This window comes from Pseudomonas ekonensis, assembly GCF_019145435.1.
GTDB lineage: Bacteria > Pseudomonadota > Gammaproteobacteria > Pseudomonadales > Pseudomonadaceae > Aquipseudomonas > Aquipseudomonas ekonensis.
Genome location: NZ_JAHSTS010000001.1, coordinates 2,119,953 through 2,135,393 on the forward strand (window position 1 = coordinate 2,119,953; position 15,441 = coordinate 2,135,393).

Consider the following 15,441-nt stretch of genomic DNA (forward strand, 5'->3'; position numbering starts at 1 on the left):
GATGTCGGCTGAACTGGCCTCATCGCTGGCAAGCCAGCTCCCACAGGTTTTGCGCTGATCCTGCGAATGTCCACGACCCTTGTGGGAGCTGCGGTGCGACGACTCGACTTGCCAGCGATGGCAGCCTGTCAGCCACCGCAGATGCCGGTGGTGTTCACCAGCGCATCCGCACACCCAGGCTGCCGATCAGTCCGTTCAGGTCGTTGTCGTCCACGTCGCTGCTGTAGTCGGCGCTGACGTACAGGCTGACCGTCGGCGTCACGCGGGCCACCAGGCCCAGGCCCAGTTCCACCGTCGATGACTTGCGGCTGCTGCTGATCTTGTCCACCTGATCCAGCGTCACGGTGTTGCCGGTGTACACCGTGTGCCACAGGTTGGTGCGCACGTAGGGTTCCACCGGCAGGCCGTTGAGGTCGTAGCTGCCTTTCAAGCGGGCGCCGACCCGGCCGCTCCACGCCGAAATGTCGCTGGAGGACGCATTGCCCGACCCCGCGTACGGCGTGTCGAGGGTGATGCGCTGGTTGATCAATTGCGCCTGCGGTTCGACCACCCAGTTGTCGCTCAGACCGATGGGGAACCCGCCCTCGACCGAGAACGTCAGCGCGCTGCCTTCGGTGGCCAGGCGCGCACCTTGCTCGTTGCGGCTGAAGCCGCTGACCCGGCCGCCGCTGGCCGACAGGTCGACGTGCCAGCCCTGGGCCCCGGTCAGGCTGTAGTAGGCGCCCAGGCTTTGGCCTTGCAGGTTGAGGGTGTCGCTGGTCGGATCGGCGAGGGCGCGGGTGGTGATCAGGCCGCCGCTGTTGCCCTGGATCTGGTTGACGCCGCTGATCAGGCCGACCCGCTGGATGCCGCCGTTGTCGCTTTTCACCGTCAGCATTGCCGGGCCCTTGAAGTCGCCGCTGCCGGGCATCGCAAAGCCCGGGGTGAGGACGTCCATCTGCGCCTGGCGCGAGCTGGCGCCGTACAGTCGGTCCCAGGCGCCGGGGGCGAGGTCTTCGGTGATCAAGTGTTCGCCCTGGCGGTCGGGGCGTGGGCTCAGGCGTTGCGCCTCTGGGGTGACGACGGTCGCGGGCAAGGTCATGACCGGTACATCCTGGCGATACCACGGCGTGGTCTCGTCCTCCGCAGGGCCGGCCTGCGCCTCCATGGACGAGCACAGCAGGATAGAGCTTGAAACGGTGCAGAAGGTGATTTTGATCTCATGTGGGGTGAGTGAGGTTTTCATGGAGGTCAACCTTGCTATCGCATGCGGTGTCTCGCCTTGGCGTCTCTCCTACCCCGAATGAGGGGCGACCGAATGGAGCGGGGCGAACCGTGGCCGCCCGTTTTCGCGAGTGTCCGAAGGCCCGCCCCGGGTAGTGATTCCGGGGGTAGTAAGGTAGAGATAAGAAGACCTGCGCCAGTGCGTCAAGAAATTGGACGATGAGCGGTAGCCGCAAAACGGGCGCCGCAAGCGACTGTTTAATGGGATTTATATAAGTTCTTGTTTGTGCGGCGGATCGCTCCGTGAGCACCCGGGTAGAGGCGTCCGGACAGCCGACAACCGGTCACCATTCGATGCGCAAGCCGAGGTCGGCGCTTGTTTCCCGGCTGGCATTGCTGTCAATACTGCGGCTGTAGTCGGTGCTGGCGTAAACGGCCACCGACGGCGCCAGCGACACCGTCACCCCCAGGCCCAACTGCGCGGTGGATGCCGCCTGGCGGGTGTCGATGCGGTCGGCATCGTCGAAGGTCACGCTGTCGGTGCCGGCGAACGTGCGCCACAGGTTGACGCGCAGATAGGGCAGCACCGGGCGTCCCCAGACATTGCCGGCGCCCCTGAGCCGCACGCCGAGGCGTCCGGTCCATGAATCGTCCGGATGAAACGAAACCCGTGCGACACCGTCGTCCTGGCTGTCGAGGGCGATGTTCTGGTGGATCAGCTGCACCTGCGGCTCGACAGCCCAGTCATCGCCCAGCGCCATCGGATAGCCCGACTCCACCGAGAGGGTCAGGGCATGGCCGCGGTTGTCCAGTTTCAGGCCCCGGTCGGAGCGGCTGTCGCCCGAGAAGCGGGTGCCCATGGCCACGGTGTCCACGTACCAGCCGTGCGGGTCGAGCAGCGTCCAGTAGAGGCCGCCGCTGTCGCCCTCGAGCCGGATTCTCCCTGCCTGTTTGCCGGGTATGCCTTGGTTGAACCCATCGACATCGCCCCGCAAGCGGCTGTGGCCGATGAAGAACCCGATGCGGTGGGTCCGGCCCTCGGCAGAGACCAGGTCGACCAGGTCCTGGCCGGCCTGGAACCCGGTGAGCGAGCCGTCCAGGCGCGGCGCGACGGTGCCGGCCCAGGTGCGGTCGATCTGGTTGCCGTAGGCCCTGGCCCGTCCGGCGCCGAGCGTGGCGGGGTGACCGCTGAGGCGTTGATCGCCCTGGCGCTCGTGGTAGGTGCCCAGTGCGTTGAGGGTCAGGAGCGCGGCGGCCGGGGGCAGCACCGACCAGGTCGGCACCTCCGGGCGATAGAGCGGAATCGGCGCGGCGCCGGGAACGGCGACCGGCAAGGGCGCAGGCGTGGACACGGCGGGGGCGCCAGGGGCGGCGGCTGGCGCAGTGACCGGTGCCGCGACCGGGACAGGCACCACGGGCACCGACAACGGCGGTAGCGCCGGATCCGGGTTGGGTACGCTGACGACCTGGGGCGCGACCACGGCCGAGCGCAGATACCAGTTGTTTTCCGTTCCGGCGGTGACCCCGCCCTTGAACAGGAAGTAGTCGTAGGCACCGGCGGACACCGGGCCGCGCAGGGAAAACGCGGCGTTGTCGCTGGTGGCGGTGCCCAGGGCCTGCACCAGTTCGATGCCGTTCGCCCGGGTCAGCGCGCCGGCGCCGGCGACATTGGTCACGGAGATGACCGTCGTGCCGCTCAGGCTGCCGTTGTTCACCACCAGCCGGTCGCTGGGCGAACCGTCCCCGGCGACCAGGGTTTGCAGCCGCAGTTGTCCGCCCTGGCCGATGTAGTTGCCCTGGATCGTCAGGGTGTCGTCGGTGCGGGTGTTGTCGCGGGTCAGGTCGAGGGCGCCGGCGTTGTTGACGGTCACGGCGCGCCCCGCGACAGCGGGCGCCACTTCGCCCTGGGTGGCGCTCAGCACGCTGGTTGCATCGATGTTCAGTTGGCCGCCGCCGCTTTGCGGGTCGCCCAGCACCAGGCGGCCGGACGCCAGATCCACCTGCGAGGCGTTGCTGAGGTTGACCGTTTCCCAATTGACGGCGCGCGAGGCCAGGGCGGTCCGGCTGTTGTCGTAGGTCAGCGTGTCGTTGCCGGGGCCGCCGTCGAGCCGGGGCGTCAGGGCCAGAATACTGTCGTCGAGGTTGCGCAATGTCGCGCTGTCGTCGTTGTCGCCCATCAGGATGGCGGAACGGAGGATGCCGCCGTTTTCCCACAGCAAACGGTCGTTGCCGAAGCTGGTGCGGACTTCACCGGCGATTTCGCCGCCGCTGACGGTCACGCTGTCGTTGCCGCCGCTGACGCTGAGGTTGCCGCCGATGCGGCCGCCGGACACGATGATCGTGTCTTTGCCGAAGCCGGTCACCAGATTGCCCAGGATCTGGCCGCCGGAGAGGTCGAAGACATTGTCGTCCAGCTTCATGTCGACCCGGCCGATGGTGCCGCCGCTCATGCGGGCGAAGTCGCCGTCCTCGAACGCCCCGGTGATCGTGCCGCCGGTCATGGTGAACCGGTCGAAGCCGTCGCCCTGGGCCAGTGCGGCGAGGGTGCCGCCGTTCATGATGAAGGTGTCCACGCCGCTGTGCTGGTGCACCTCGCCGGTGATCCGCCCGCCGTCGATCTGCAGCACGTTGGCGCCGTCGCCCATGTCGAGGTTGCCCTGAATCGTCCCGGACTGCATGAGCACCCGGTCGGCGCCCGGGCCGAAGGTGACGTTGCCGGGCACGCTGCCGTTGCCCCCGGCGGGAAATGTCAGGCTGTTGTTGCCGGACAGGTCGGTGAGCGGGCCGCTGCCGGGGCTGTCGCAGACATAGCTATCGTTTCCCGGTGTCGGGCTGAAGGCGCAGGCGGCGAGGGCGCCCTGCGGGAGGAGTGCGGCCAGCCCGATCGAAAGGGCCAGCCGAGCGATGGCGTGCGGTGCAGGAAAGCCGGGCGATTTCATGCCGTATCCCCGTCCATTGGCGCCGGCGGACAGCGCAATGCCTGCACCCTAACAAGGCTTTCCCGAGGTGCCTACTGTCAGGTCTGACAGGTGCGACGGGGTATCAGATGCGCACTTCCACCGCCAACGGCAGGTGATCCGACAGGTGCGTCCACGGCTTGTTGCCGAGAATCTGCGGGTCATGGCTGCTGGCGTTGCGCAGGTAGACGCGGTCCAGGCGCAACAGCGGGAAACGGGCGGGGTAGGTCTTGGCCGGGCGGCCATGGTGGCGTTCGAAGGCTTCGTGCAGGTAGTCGCGCCGGCCGAGGGCGGCGTTGCCTTGCAACTGCCAGTCGTTGAAGTCGCCGGCGATGATCACCGGCGCGTCGTCGGGCAGGGACTCGAGCAATTGGCAGAGCAACTGCAGTTGCAGTTGGCGATGGCTTTCCAGCAGGCTCAGGTGCACGCAGATGGCGTGCACCGCCGGGTGCCCCGGCACGTCCAGCACGCAGTGCAGCAGGCCGCGCCGTTCGGGGCCGGTGATCGAGACGTCGAGGTTGCGGTATTCGCGGATCGGGTACTTGGAGAGCAACGCGTTGCCGTGGTGGCCGTCAGGGTAGACCGCATTGCGCCCGTAGGCGAAGTCGCTCCACATGCTGTCGGCCAGGAACTCGTACTGCGAGGTCGGCGGCCATTCGTTGTAGCGGCTGGAATGGCGCTCATGCTCGCCGACCACCTCTTGCAGGAACACCAGGTCGGCCGACGTGCTGCGCACCGCCTCGCGCAGTTCCGGCAGGATGAAGCGCCGGTTCAGCGCGGTGAACCCCTTGTGCGTATTGACCGTCAGCACCCGCAGCCGGTGGATGGCGGGCGGGTCGGCGGGCTGGACATTGCGGCGGTGACGCTCGGGATCGCTGGACACGTTCGCTCCTCTGAATCATGGCTGCCTGTGCATGCGACTGACCGCACGCCTGGCAGTTCATTTTGCCTGTGCACGCCTTCGCGCCGGAGGCGGCTCAGACAAAGACGATTTCGTAGGGCAGGCGCATGCGTTCCAGGATCACCTTGGGCAGCAGCGGCTCCAGGCCGACCGCCGGCTCGCCGTTGAGCTGGCTGGCGTAGGCGTGGGTGGCGTGGCTCTTGCGCGCCACGGTCCAGGTGTCGAGCCGCAGCTTGCGCGCCCGCTCCCAGGGGATCAGCCCATGGTCGCGCTCCGGCCAGTGCCAGGCCCAGACCGGCACGTCATGGAACGTGGCGCCGGCCCTGTGGGCGGCCTTGGCGCTGGCGCGGCCCACCGCCTCATGGTCGGGGTTGCCGTCCTCGCACCAGGTGCTGAACACCACGTCGCCGGGGCGCAGGTAGCGGGTGATGAAGTCGGTCAGCTGGGGCTCGTGCTCGATCAGGGCATTGTCGGCGAAACCGCCGCGCACCCATTTGAGGCTGTGCATCGGCAGGCCGAGGCGGCGCAGGGCTTCGACGCTTTCCTGCGGGCGGAACACGCTCAGGCGTTTCTCCGACCACTGGCGCGAACCGGGATGGCTGGCGCTGCCGTCGGTGATAGAGAGCAGTTGCAGGGGATGGCCGAGGCCGCTCAGCAGTTGCAGCAGGCCGCCGCAGGTCACCACTTCGTCGCCCGGATGCGGGGCGATCACCACTGCGCGGGCGCCGGCGGGCACCAGGCTTTGGGTGTTGATGACGGGGATGTGGTCGAGTTGCGGCGCGCTGTTCCAGATCTGCGCCGGCAGTCTCTGTTCATTCAGGGATAACGGTTTCATGGGTGCTACGTCCTTGTTGTGCGTTGCCCGCAGCCGAATGCGGCGCTTGAAATCCGGGTGCCGTCCGGTCCGTTGAGGCAGTGGGTTGCCGTGCGACGCTCCGAGCCCTGGATTGCCGCGATGCAGAGTATTGCTCAAGAAGCGCGGTTCGTCGCGCTGCAGATCAATCTGATCCGCTTTTTTTTGTCTTGCCTGTGTCGCACGTCGCAGTTGCCCCCGTGAATCCGGGCCCTCGCTTATTCATCTTCCTCATGCTGCAGCTCGAACAGCAGCAGTGAGCGGCCGGTGACCGAGTAGCGATGGCCGAACGCAAACCGTTCCTGGCCGCGCACCTGCGGCTGGTGAGTGTCGACCAGGCAGATCCAGAAACTGCCTTCAGGCACGTCCGGCAACGTGAATTCGACGATGTCGTGGTGGGCATTGACCACCAGCAGCAACGTCGCATCGCCCCCCTTGCGGCGGATGCCGGTTTCCTGGGCGCGGCCGTCGAGCAGCATGCCCAGGCAGCGGTTGTGCGGGTCGTGCCAGTGCTCGGTGGTCATCTCGCTGGCGTCGGGGGCCAGCCAGGTCACGTCCTTGACCCCGATGTCCTCGTTGTAGTTGCCCACCAGGAACCGTCCCCGGCGCAGGATCGGGTAGGTCAGGCGCAGTTTGATCAGGCGCTTGACGAACTTGAGCAGGGCCTTGCCGTCCTCGCTCAGGTCCCAGTTGACCCAGCCGATCTCGCTGTCCTGGCAGTAGGCGTTGTTGTTGCCGTCCTGGGTGCGGGCGAACTCGTCGCCGGCCACCAGCATCGGCGTGCCCTGGGCCAGCAGCAGGGTGGCGAAGAAGTTGCGCATCTGGCGGTGGCGCAGGGCGTTGATCTCGGGGTCGTCGGTGGGGCCTTCGACGCCGTGGTTCCAGGACAGGTTGTGGTTGCTGCCGTCCTGGTTGTTCTCGTCGTTGGCCTCGTTGTGCTTGTCGTTGTAGGAGACCAGGTCGTTGAGGGTGAAACCGTCATGGGCGGTGACGAAGTTCACCGACGCATAGGGCCTGCGCCCGCGCTGGTTGAACATTTCGCCGGAGGCGGTCATGCGGTTGGCGAAGTCGGCGAGCTGGCCTTCGTCGCCTTTCCAGAACGCGCGCACGGTGTCGCGGAACCGGTCGTTCCACTCGACCCAGCCCGGCGGGAAGTTGCCGACCTGGTAACCGCCGGGGCCGCAGTCCCAGGGTTCGGCGATCAGTTTCACTTCGCTGAGCAGCGGATCCTGGCGGCAGGCCACGAGGAAGCTGTGGCGTTCGTCGAAGCCGTCGTGATAGCGGCCAAGGATGGTCGCCAGGTCGAAGCGGAAACCGTCCACGTGCATCTCGCCGGCCCAGTAGCGCAGCGAGTCGGTGACCATCTGCAGCACGCACGGGTGGCTCAGGTCCAGGGTGTTGCCGGTGCCGGAATCGTTGATGTAGAAGCGCTTGTCGTCGGGCATCAGCCGGTAGTACGAGGCGTTGTCGATGCCGCGCATCGACAGGGTCGGGCCCTGTTCGTTGCCTTCGGCGGTGTGGTTGTAGACCACGTCCAGGATCACCTCCAGCCGGGCCTCGTGCAGGTGCGCGACCATCTCCTTGAACTCGGCGATCTTGCCGCTGGCCAGGTAGCGCGGGTCCGGGGCGAAGAAGGCCAGGCTGTTGTAGCCCCAGTAGTTGGTCATGCCCTTGTGCAGCAGGTGCTGGTCGTTGACGAAGGCATGGATCGGCAGCAGTTCCACCGACGACACGCCGAGCTTGCGGATGTGGTCGAGCACGTCATCGACCATCAGCCCGGCGAAGGTGCCCCGCACGTTTTCCGGCACCGACGGGTGGCGCATGCTGAAGCCGCGCACGTGGGTCTCGTAGATGATCGTCTTGTCCCACGGCACGTTGACGCGCTGATCGTGGCCCCAGGTGTGCGCCGGGTCGATGACCTTGCACTTGGGGACGAAGGGCGCGCTGTCGCGTTCGTCGAAGCTGAGGTCGGCGTCCGGATGGCCGATGGTGTAGCCGAACAGCGCCTCGGACCATTTCAGCTGGCCGATCAGCTGTTTGGCATAGGGATCGATCAGCAGTTTGTTGGGGTTGAAGCGGTGGCCGTTGGCCGGGTCGTACGGGCCGTGGACGCGGTAGCCGTAGATCAGCCCCGGATGGGCGTCGGGCAGGTAGCCGTGGAAAATCTCGTCGGTGTATTCCGGCAGTTCGATGCGTTCGAGCTCGACTTCGCCGGCGTCGTCGAACAGGCACAGTTCGACCTTGGTGGCATGGGCGGAAAACAGGGCGAAGTTGACGCCCAGGCCGTCCCAGGTCGCGCCGAGCGGGAAGGGCCGGCCTTCGCGGATGCGGGTGGGTTCGGTGTGCGCTGCGGGCTCGGTCTGCTTGGGACGGGTCATGCCAATGCTCCTGCAAAACGGGAAAGTGCGGTTCGGTCACCGTCTTCCCTGTGGGAGCGAGCCTGCTCGCGAGGGTGTCGCGTCAGGCGACATCGGCGTTGGATGGCCGCCCGCAATCGCGGGCAGGCCCGCTCCCACAGTGATCGGGGCGGTGATCGGGGTCGTGATCGGAACGTCAGGCCACCGGCGGCTTGCGTGGGGCCCTGGGCTTTTTCTCGGTGGCCTTTTCGCCCGGCGGAAGGACTTTGGCGGCGCCGGCCGGTTTGGCCTTGGCCGGGGCCTTGGGTTTGGTCGCGGCGGTTTTGGCGGCGGCCTTCGGCGGTTTCTTCGGCGCCAGCGCCTCGGCTTCCGCCAATTTGCACGCCATCTCCCAGTGGCGCGCTTGCTGGCCTTCAGGTTTGCCTTCGGACTCCCAGATCTGATAGGCGAATTCGCGGATGCGTTTGTCGTCGTTACTCATCGCAATGCTCCTGAACTGAACTCATGCTTCTAGACGTGTTGGATGAACAGATTGACCGGGATCTCCCCCAGCGCGGCGCTGACGTCCAGCTCCCTGTTTTTTGTGACTGCCGCGCTTGTGAAAAGTCCCTTCAGGCTTGTCTCCCCGGGGGCGAACGGCAGCATCACCCGGGTGTCGCCCCAACGCTGCGCGTCCACCTGGGGCACGGCACCGTTTTCCAGCAGGGCGGCGCAGCGGACCGGCACCACGATGATGGCCCGCTGTCCCTCATGCTCGCGGGCGAACGCGAGCACGTTGTGCGCCTGGCTGCCCAGCACTTCAAGGGCCTGGTAGGCACCCCGGCGAAACAGCTCGGTGTGTTCGGCGCGCCGTTGCAGCGCCTGGCCGATCAGCGCCTGCTTGAGGCGCCCGTCGCGCCAGTGCGTGAGCAACTGCGCAACCGGGGCGTCGCCCTGCAACGCTTGCTCCCGCGCCCCGTAGTCCACCGGCCGGCGGTTGTCCGGATCCACCAGGCTGAAGTCCCAGAACTCGTTGCCCTGATACAGGTCCGGCACCCCCGGCACCGTCATGCGCAGCAAGGTTTGCGCCAGCCCGTTCAGGGCGCCGGCGGCGGCGATGCCATTGACCGATTTGGCCAGCGCGGTCCGCAGCAGTTCGCCCTCCGGGGCCAGCAGCAGCTGTTCGGCGAAGGTGCGCGCGGCGTGTTCGTAGGGTTCGTTCGGCGCACTCCAGCTGCTTTGCAGCTTGGCTTCGCGCAGGGCCTTGCGTTGCCACTGGACGATGCGCCCGGCGTACTCGGCCATGGCCGCGTGATCGTCGAGGTCCAGTTGCAGCGGCCAACTGCCGACCAGCGCCTGGTAAAGGATCAGTTCGTCGCCGGACGACGGCACCCGGTCATCGCTGCGCAGCGGTCGGGCCAGGGCGCGCCACAGCTCGACCTGCTCGGCGTACCACGGGCCGCGTTCGCTGATCGCCGCCAGGCGCGCGCGGGTGTCCTCGCCACGTTTGTGGTCGTGGGTGGCGGTGGTCAGCAGGTTGTCGGGAAAGCTTGCCAGACGCTGTCGGTTCGCCTCGTGGAAATCGCTGACCGGGGCGCTGAAGCGTTCGGTGTCATAGCCCACGTCATTGCGCGACAGCAGTACCGCCGAGCGGTACAGCGCGGTGTCCTCCACGGCTTTGGCGGCGGCGGGGGAGGTCAGTTGCTGAAAGCGCACGCAGGCATGGCGCAGGAGCTTGCGCGAGCGGCCCCGGGGCCTGTTTCGCCAAGGGTCGCCGCCGAGCCAGCGGGCCAGGCACTCGAGCACCGGCCAATCGCTTTCGCCCAGGCTTTGGCGCGCGCCTTCCAGGGCGTGCCCGAAGAACACCTCGTCGCGGGCCGAACGCCCCAGCGGGCCGATGTAGGTGCGGTACACCGGGAAGTGCACGATCAGGGCCTGCAACGCCCGGCGGATCGAGCCCAGGGTGAGGTCGCGGGTCATCAGGTCGTCCCGCGCCACTTGCAGCAGGGCCTGGGCGACGCTTTCGCAGTCGCTGGCCAGCGAGCCGTTGAGGATCTGCTGGCGCGCCAGTTGCGCCTCTTCGGCGAACGCGGCGGGCCGTTCCGTGCGCCGCTGCCACAGCTCGCCGAGCACGTGCTCGCCGGCCGGGTCATGCTGCAGCAGCGACAGCTGGTTCATGAACTCGTAGCCGGTGGTGCCGTCCACCGCCCAGTCGGCGGGCAGCGTTTCGCCGGGGCCGAGGATCTTCTCGACATAGATCGGCAAGCGGCGCCCCGGCGTCAGCCGGTCCAGCCTCCTGCGCAGCTTGCGGCAGTAGCTGCGCGGGTCGGCCAGGCCGTCGATGTGATCGATACGCAAGCCGTCGACCAGGCCTTCGGTGATCAGGCGGAAGACCGTGCCGTGGGTGGCCTCGAACACCGCCGGCCGCTCGACCCGCAGGCCGCCCAGCTCGTTGACGTCGAAGAAGCGCCGCCAGTTGATGTCGTCTGCGGCGGTGCGCCAACTGGCCAGTCGGTAGCTCTGGCGCTCCAGCAGGCGGTGCAGGCGGGCGAAGCCCTCTTCGGTCTTCGAGTCGTACAGCGCCAGGTTGCGTTCGATGGCCGCCAGGATCTGACCGTCGCCCGCCAGTTCCAACAGTTCTTGCTTGAGCGGGATCGACAGGGCGCGGGCGTCGCTCTGGTAGCGGAGCGCCTCGAAGCGGTCGGCCAGCGTCTTGAGCCGAGACCGGCGCTCCTCGTCCAGCGATTCGTCGGGCTTGAGCAGTTCGCCGTAATCGCTGGGGCAGACCGGGAAGCGGTGCTCGTAGTGTTCGACGTGGAAGGCCCCGGCGCCGGCATCGAACACCAGCGGCAGGGTGGCGTCCTGCAACGCGACGCCGTAGTCGCTGCCCAGGAAGGGCAGCAGCAACTGGCCTTCCATCATCGGGTCGGGGGAGTGCCACTGGATGTCGAAGAACTCGCCGTAGGGGCTCAGGCGTCCCCATTCCAGCAGGTCGAGCCACCAGGGGTTGTCGCCGCCGCCCACGGCCATGTGGTTGGAGACCACGTCCAGGATCAGGCCCATGCCGTGCTCGCGCAGGGCAGCCACCAACTGGCGCAACGCCGCTTCGCCGCCAAGCTGCGGGTTGACCCGGGTCGGGTCGACCACGTCGTAGCCGTGCAGGGAACCGGCCCGGGCGGCGAGCAGCGGCGAGGCGTACACATGGCTGATGCCCAGCCGGGCAAAGTACGGCACCCGCGGGATCGCCTGCGCGAGGGTGAAGCCCTTGTGGAACTGCAGGCGTACCGTGGCGCGCAGCGGCCGGGCCGGCGGCGCGCTCATCGGTCACGCTCGGCGGCCTGGAGGCGGGCGCAGGCGAGCAGTTCCAGGCGCCGTGCGGCGTCGGCGCCGTCGAGCAACGCCTCGCTGAGGCCCGGCAAGCGCCTCGACCAGTTGGGGTGGGTGTCGATGGTGCCGGGCAGGTTGGCTTGCTCGTCCAGGCCCAACGCATCTTCCAGCGGCAGCAGCACCAGCGGCGCGCGAGTGTGGCCGAGGAAACGCACGCTGGCGTCCACCACCTGATCGGCTTCGTGGGATTCTTCGCGAAAGTTCTGCGGATCCTGGCTCAGGGCGCCGCGCAGGCCTTCGCGCTCCCGTTCGCGGTAGCGGCGCCAGTCGATTTCGCCGTTGGCGTCGATCAGCCCCAGGCGGGCGTTCCAGTCGATGTCGCGGCCGTGCCACCAGCCGTTGAGCGTCGGCAGGTCGTGGGTGCTGGTGGTGGCCAGCGCATTGTCGGGCCAGTCGAGGATCGGCTTGAATCGGGTGTTGTCCTGTTCGAACAGCAGCACGCGCATGCCGAGCATGCCCCGGGCGCTGAGCTTTTCCCGCAGCCCGTCGGGCACGGTGCCCAGGTCCTCGCCCAGGACGATGGCCTGATGGCGGTGGGACTCGAGGGTGAGCAGGCGCAGCAGGTCGTCCACCGGGTAGTACAGGTAGGCGCCGTCCGCCGGAGCCGAGCCGTTGGGGATCACCCACAGGCGTTGCAGGCCCATGACATGGTCGATGCGCAGGCCGCCGGCGTGGGCGAAGTTGGCGCGCAGCATGTCGATGAAGGCGCGGAAGCCGTTGCGCACCAAGCCTTCGGGGGAGAACGCGGAGATCCCCCAGCCCTGGCCGCTGCGGTTGAGGATGTCCGGCGGCGCGCCGACCGTCAGGGAGGCGAGCAATTCGTCTTGAAAGCTCCAGGCCTGGCTGCCCGCGCCGTCGGCGCCCACCGCCAGGTCGGCGATCAGGCCGATGCCCATGCCGGCGCTGCGGGCGGCGGTTTGCGCGCGCTCGAGGCCGCGGTGGATCAGCCACTGGCAAAAGGCGAAATAGCCGATGCGGTCGGCATGCGCCTCGGCGAACGCGTGCAGCGCCGCGCCTTGCGGGTCATGCCACTGGGGTGGCCATTGACGCCAGTCGAGGTTTTCGCCGCTGGCGGCGCGCATGGCCTGGATCGCCTCGAACCGGCAGTGGTTCTCCAGCGCCTCGCCGCCGGCGTGGCGGAAACTGGCGAAGTCCGGATGCAGCGGGTGCTGGCCGGCGGTGAAGCCGTCGTACAGGGCCTGGAGCAGCGTTTGCTTGGCCTCGGCGGCGGCCGGCCAGTCGATCAGCGTCAGGTCTTCCAGGTGCTTGAAGCGTTCGGTCAGGCCGCTGCTGTCGATCGCATCGCGCAGGGCCCGCTCGCCCAGGATCATCCCCGGGGCGGCGTACAGGGCATTGAGGAACAGGCGGCTGGAAGGCGAGTAAGGGCTGTAGCGCCCGGTGTCGGCGCTGAACATCGCATGCAGCGGGCTGATCGCCAGGGCATCGGCGCCGCGTTCGCCGGCCACCCGGGCCAGCTCCTCCAGGGCCTGGGTGTCGCCGAAGCCGCCGTCGCCGGGCCGGCGCAGGCCGTACAGCTGCACGCTCAAGCCCCAGGCACGGGGAACCGCCTGGTCCACCGCGTCGGCGACGGTGTAGCAGCGCGGCGGCGCCACGGCCAGGGTGAAGCGCTGGCCGGCGATGTGCACGTGCTGGTAGCCCGCCGGCACCAGGCCCGGCAGCCGCGCCTGGTCGTCGAGCCTCAGGGACAGGCGTGCGCCGTCTTCAAGGTGGATTTCGCAAGGGGTGTCGGCCTCGAAGTAGCGGGCCAGGTCCAGCGGCGTATCGACATCGACGGTCAACAAGGGCGGCAGGCGGCGTTCCTGCTGGCGTCGCTGCAGCTCCAGCAGGCTGGCGTCGATCTCCTGGGCGGTGCCGGCCGGATGGCCGAGTTCGGTGAGCACCGCGCGCAACACCGCCGGGGCGACCTTCTGCGGGCGGCCGTTGGCGTCGATCCAGTCCACGGCGAGGCCTGCCCGGCTGGCGAGGATTTCCAGTTGCGCATCACTCATGCACGCTCTCCGTCAAAGGGGGCAAAGGGGTGGCGGCCGTGAGGCTGACCAGCGCGCAGTGCGCAGGCAGCAGGCCCGGTTCAGGCCACTCGTCGGCGGATGCCGGGAACAGCCGCCGGGCGTCAGGGCGTGGAGGGTTGACCTGCGGCGAGTCGCCCAGGTTCAGGTCGATTCGCAGTTCGCTGCCGTCGCCCAGCCGCCAGCGCGCGCTGACGGCGCCATGGCCGAGCACCTGGGCGCCCAGGGCCTGGGTGCCGGGCAGGTGCGGGATGATGTGCCGGTGACGCAGCTGCAGCAGTTGGCGGTACAGCGCCAGGGTGGCGAGTTGCTGCGGCGTGGCGGTGCCTGCCGGCCGTGGCTGCGAGGCGTGGAAGGTGCGCTCGGCGTTGGGATCGGGGATCCGCTCCCGTGCGTGCGGATCGGCGAACGCGCTGAAGGCCGCGAACTCGTTGCGCCGGCCGTCGCGCACAAGCTTCGCCAGTTCGCCGTGATGGCTGGTGAAGAACAGGAACGGCTGTTCGGCGGCGTACTCGTCGCCCATGAACGTCAAGGGAATCATCGGCGACAGCAACAGTAGCACCGTGGCGGCCCGCAGGGCCTGCGGGGGCGCCAGCCGGTGCAGGCGTTCGCCGAGGGCGCGGTTGCCGATCTGGTCGTGGTTCTGCAGGAACAGCACGAAGGCGGTCGATGGCAGGTGTTCGCTGGGCTCGCCCCGCGGCGTGCCGTGGCGGGTGATGTCGCCCTGGAACACGAAGCCCTGGCTCAGGCACCGGGCCAGCTGTTCGGTCGGGCGGTCGGCGAAGTCGGCGTAGTAGGCGTCGGTCTCGCCGGTCAGGAGCACGTGAAGGGCGTTGTGGCCGTCGTCGTTCCACTGGGCGTCGTAGGCCTCTTCGAGCAGGCCGGCCTGATTGTGTTCGTTCTCCAGGGTCAGCCAGACGTGGCGGGCCGGATCCACCTGCCGGCGCACGCGTCGGGCCAGTTCCTGGAGGAAATCCGGATCCTCGATGGCGTGCACCGCGTCCAGGCGCAGCCCGTCGAAGCGGTACTCGAGCAGCCACATCAGCGCGTTTTCGATGAAGAAGTCCCGCACTTCGCGGCGGCGGAAGTCGATGGCCGCGCCCCAGGGCGTGTGCTTGTCCTCACGGAAAAAGCTTTTGGCGTAGCGGTGCAGGTAATTGCCGTCGGGGCCGAAATGGTTGTAGACCACGTCGAGAATCACCGCCAGGCCATGGCCGTGGGCGCTGTCGATCAGGTGCTTGAGCTGTTCCGGCGTGCCGTAGGACGCCTGCGGCGCATAGGGCAGGACGCCGTCGTAGCCCCAGTTGCGTTCACCGGGGAACTGCGCGACCGGCATCAGTTCGATGGCGGTGAAGCCCAGCCCCGCGAGGCGTTGCAGGTGCTGCTCGACCTCGGCGAAACCGCCCAGGGCGCCGACGTGCAGTTCGTGGATCACCGCCTCGTTCCAGGGCCGGCCGTGCCAGGTGGTGTGCCGCCAGGCATAGGCGTGGGGGTCGACCACCACGCTGGGCCGCTCAATGCCGCCGTCTTGCGCCCTGGAGGCCGGATCCGGCACCTCCAGTTCGCCGTCGATGCTGAAGCGGTAGCGGCTGCCGGCCGGACACGGGGTCTTGATCACGAACCAGCCGTCGGCCTGGGGCAGCATCGGCAGCGAGCGGCCGCCGTCCAGTTCGACGCTGACGTAGAACGCATCCGGCGCCCACAGGGCGAACTGCGTGTGCCCGGTCTCCAGCAGGGTTGCGCCGTGGGGCCAGGTTTCAAGGGACCGTGACGGCAT

9 protein-coding genes are annotated in these 15,441 nt (G+C 68.1%); all 9 read right to left on the reverse strand.

Annotation, left to right across the window (positions count from 1 at the left end; all coding sequences use genetic code 11):
• Positions 1–154: 154 nt before the first annotated feature.
• Positions 155–1,225: an autotransporter domain-containing protein gene (locus KVG96_RS09435; protein ID WP_217891777.1), complete on the reverse strand. Its 1,071-nt coding sequence runs from the start codon at positions 1,223–1,225 to the stop codon at positions 155–157.
• Between the two features lie 322 nt (positions 1,226–1,547).
• Positions 1,548–4,142, reverse strand: coding sequence for an autotransporter family protein (locus tag KVG96_RS09440; protein WP_217891778.1), 2,595 nt, complete (start codon positions 4,140–4,142; stop codon positions 1,548–1,550).
• Positions 4,143–4,245: 103 nt separating this feature from the next.
• The gene (locus KVG96_RS09445) at positions 4,246–5,043 is read right to left on the reverse strand and encodes an endonuclease/exonuclease/phosphatase family protein (RefSeq protein WP_217891779.1); all 798 of its coding nucleotides are present in this window, start codon (positions 5,041–5,043) and stop codon (positions 4,246–4,248) included.
• A gap of 94 nt (positions 5,044–5,137) precedes the next feature.
• Complete coding sequence (locus tag KVG96_RS09450) at positions 5,138–5,896, reverse strand: PIG-L deacetylase family protein (RefSeq protein WP_217891780.1); 759 nt, start codon at positions 5,894–5,896, stop codon at positions 5,138–5,140.
• Between the two features lie 236 nt (positions 5,897–6,132).
• Positions 6,133–8,292, reverse strand: a complete 2,160-nt coding sequence (gene glgX, locus KVG96_RS09455) for a glycogen debranching protein GlgX (protein ID WP_217891781.1) — start codon at positions 8,290–8,292, stop codon at positions 6,133–6,135.
• Positions 8,293–8,467: 175 nt separating this feature from the next.
• Positions 8,468–8,752 carry a DUF2934 domain-containing protein gene (locus tag KVG96_RS09460; RefSeq protein ID WP_217891782.1) on the reverse strand — a complete coding sequence of 95 codons (285 nt, stop codon included), beginning with the start codon at positions 8,750–8,752 and terminating at the stop codon, positions 8,468–8,470.
• A 29-nt stretch (positions 8,753–8,781) separates the two neighbouring features.
• Positions 8,782–11,571: a malto-oligosyltrehalose synthase gene (locus tag KVG96_RS09465; RefSeq protein WP_217891783.1), complete on the reverse strand. Its 2,790-nt coding sequence runs from the start codon at positions 11,569–11,571 to the stop codon at positions 8,782–8,784.
• Positions 11,568–13,646 carry a 4-alpha-glucanotransferase gene (malQ, locus tag KVG96_RS09470; protein ID WP_217891784.1) on the reverse strand — a complete coding sequence of 693 codons (2,079 nt, stop codon included), beginning with the start codon at positions 13,644–13,646 and terminating at the stop codon, positions 11,568–11,570. Before malQ ends, KVG96_RS09465 begins: the two co-directional genes overlap by 4 nt.
• A complete protein-coding gene (treZ, locus tag KVG96_RS09475) occupies positions 13,639–15,441 on the reverse strand; it encodes a malto-oligosyltrehalose trehalohydrolase (protein ID WP_217891785.1) in 1,803 nt (600 codons plus the stop codon). Before treZ ends, malQ begins: the two co-directional genes overlap by 8 nt.

Excerpts from the sequence above, each read along its gene's own strand:
- glgX (WP_217891781.1), bottom strand. The coding sequence starts at position 8,292 with ATGACCCGTCCCAAGCAGACCGAGCCCGCAGCGCACACCGAACCCACC.
- KVG96_RS09450 (WP_217891780.1), bottom strand. The coding sequence starts at position 5,896 with ATGAAACCGTTATCCCTGAATGAACAGAGACTGCCGGCGCAGATCTGG.
- treZ (WP_217891785.1), bottom strand. The coding sequence starts at position 15,441 with ATGCCGTCACGGTCCCTTGAAACCTGGCCCCACGGCGCAACCCTGCTG.
- KVG96_RS09465 (WP_217891783.1), bottom strand. The coding sequence starts at position 11,571 with ATGAGCGCGCCGCCGGCCCGGCCGCTGCGCGCCACGGTACGCCTGCAG.
- KVG96_RS09435 (WP_217891777.1), bottom strand. The coding sequence starts at position 1,225 with ATGAAAACCTCACTCACCCCACATGAGATCAAAATCACCTTCTGCACC.
- KVG96_RS09460 (WP_217891782.1), bottom strand. The coding sequence starts at position 8,752 with ATGAGTAACGACGACAAACGCATCCGCGAATTCGCCTATCAGATCTGG.
- KVG96_RS09440 (WP_217891778.1), bottom strand. The coding sequence starts at position 4,142 with ATGAAATCGCCCGGCTTTCCTGCACCGCACGCCATCGCTCGGCTGGCC.
- malQ (WP_217891784.1), bottom strand. The coding sequence starts at position 13,646 with ATGAGTGATGCGCAACTGGAAATCCTCGCCAGCCGGGCAGGCCTCGCC.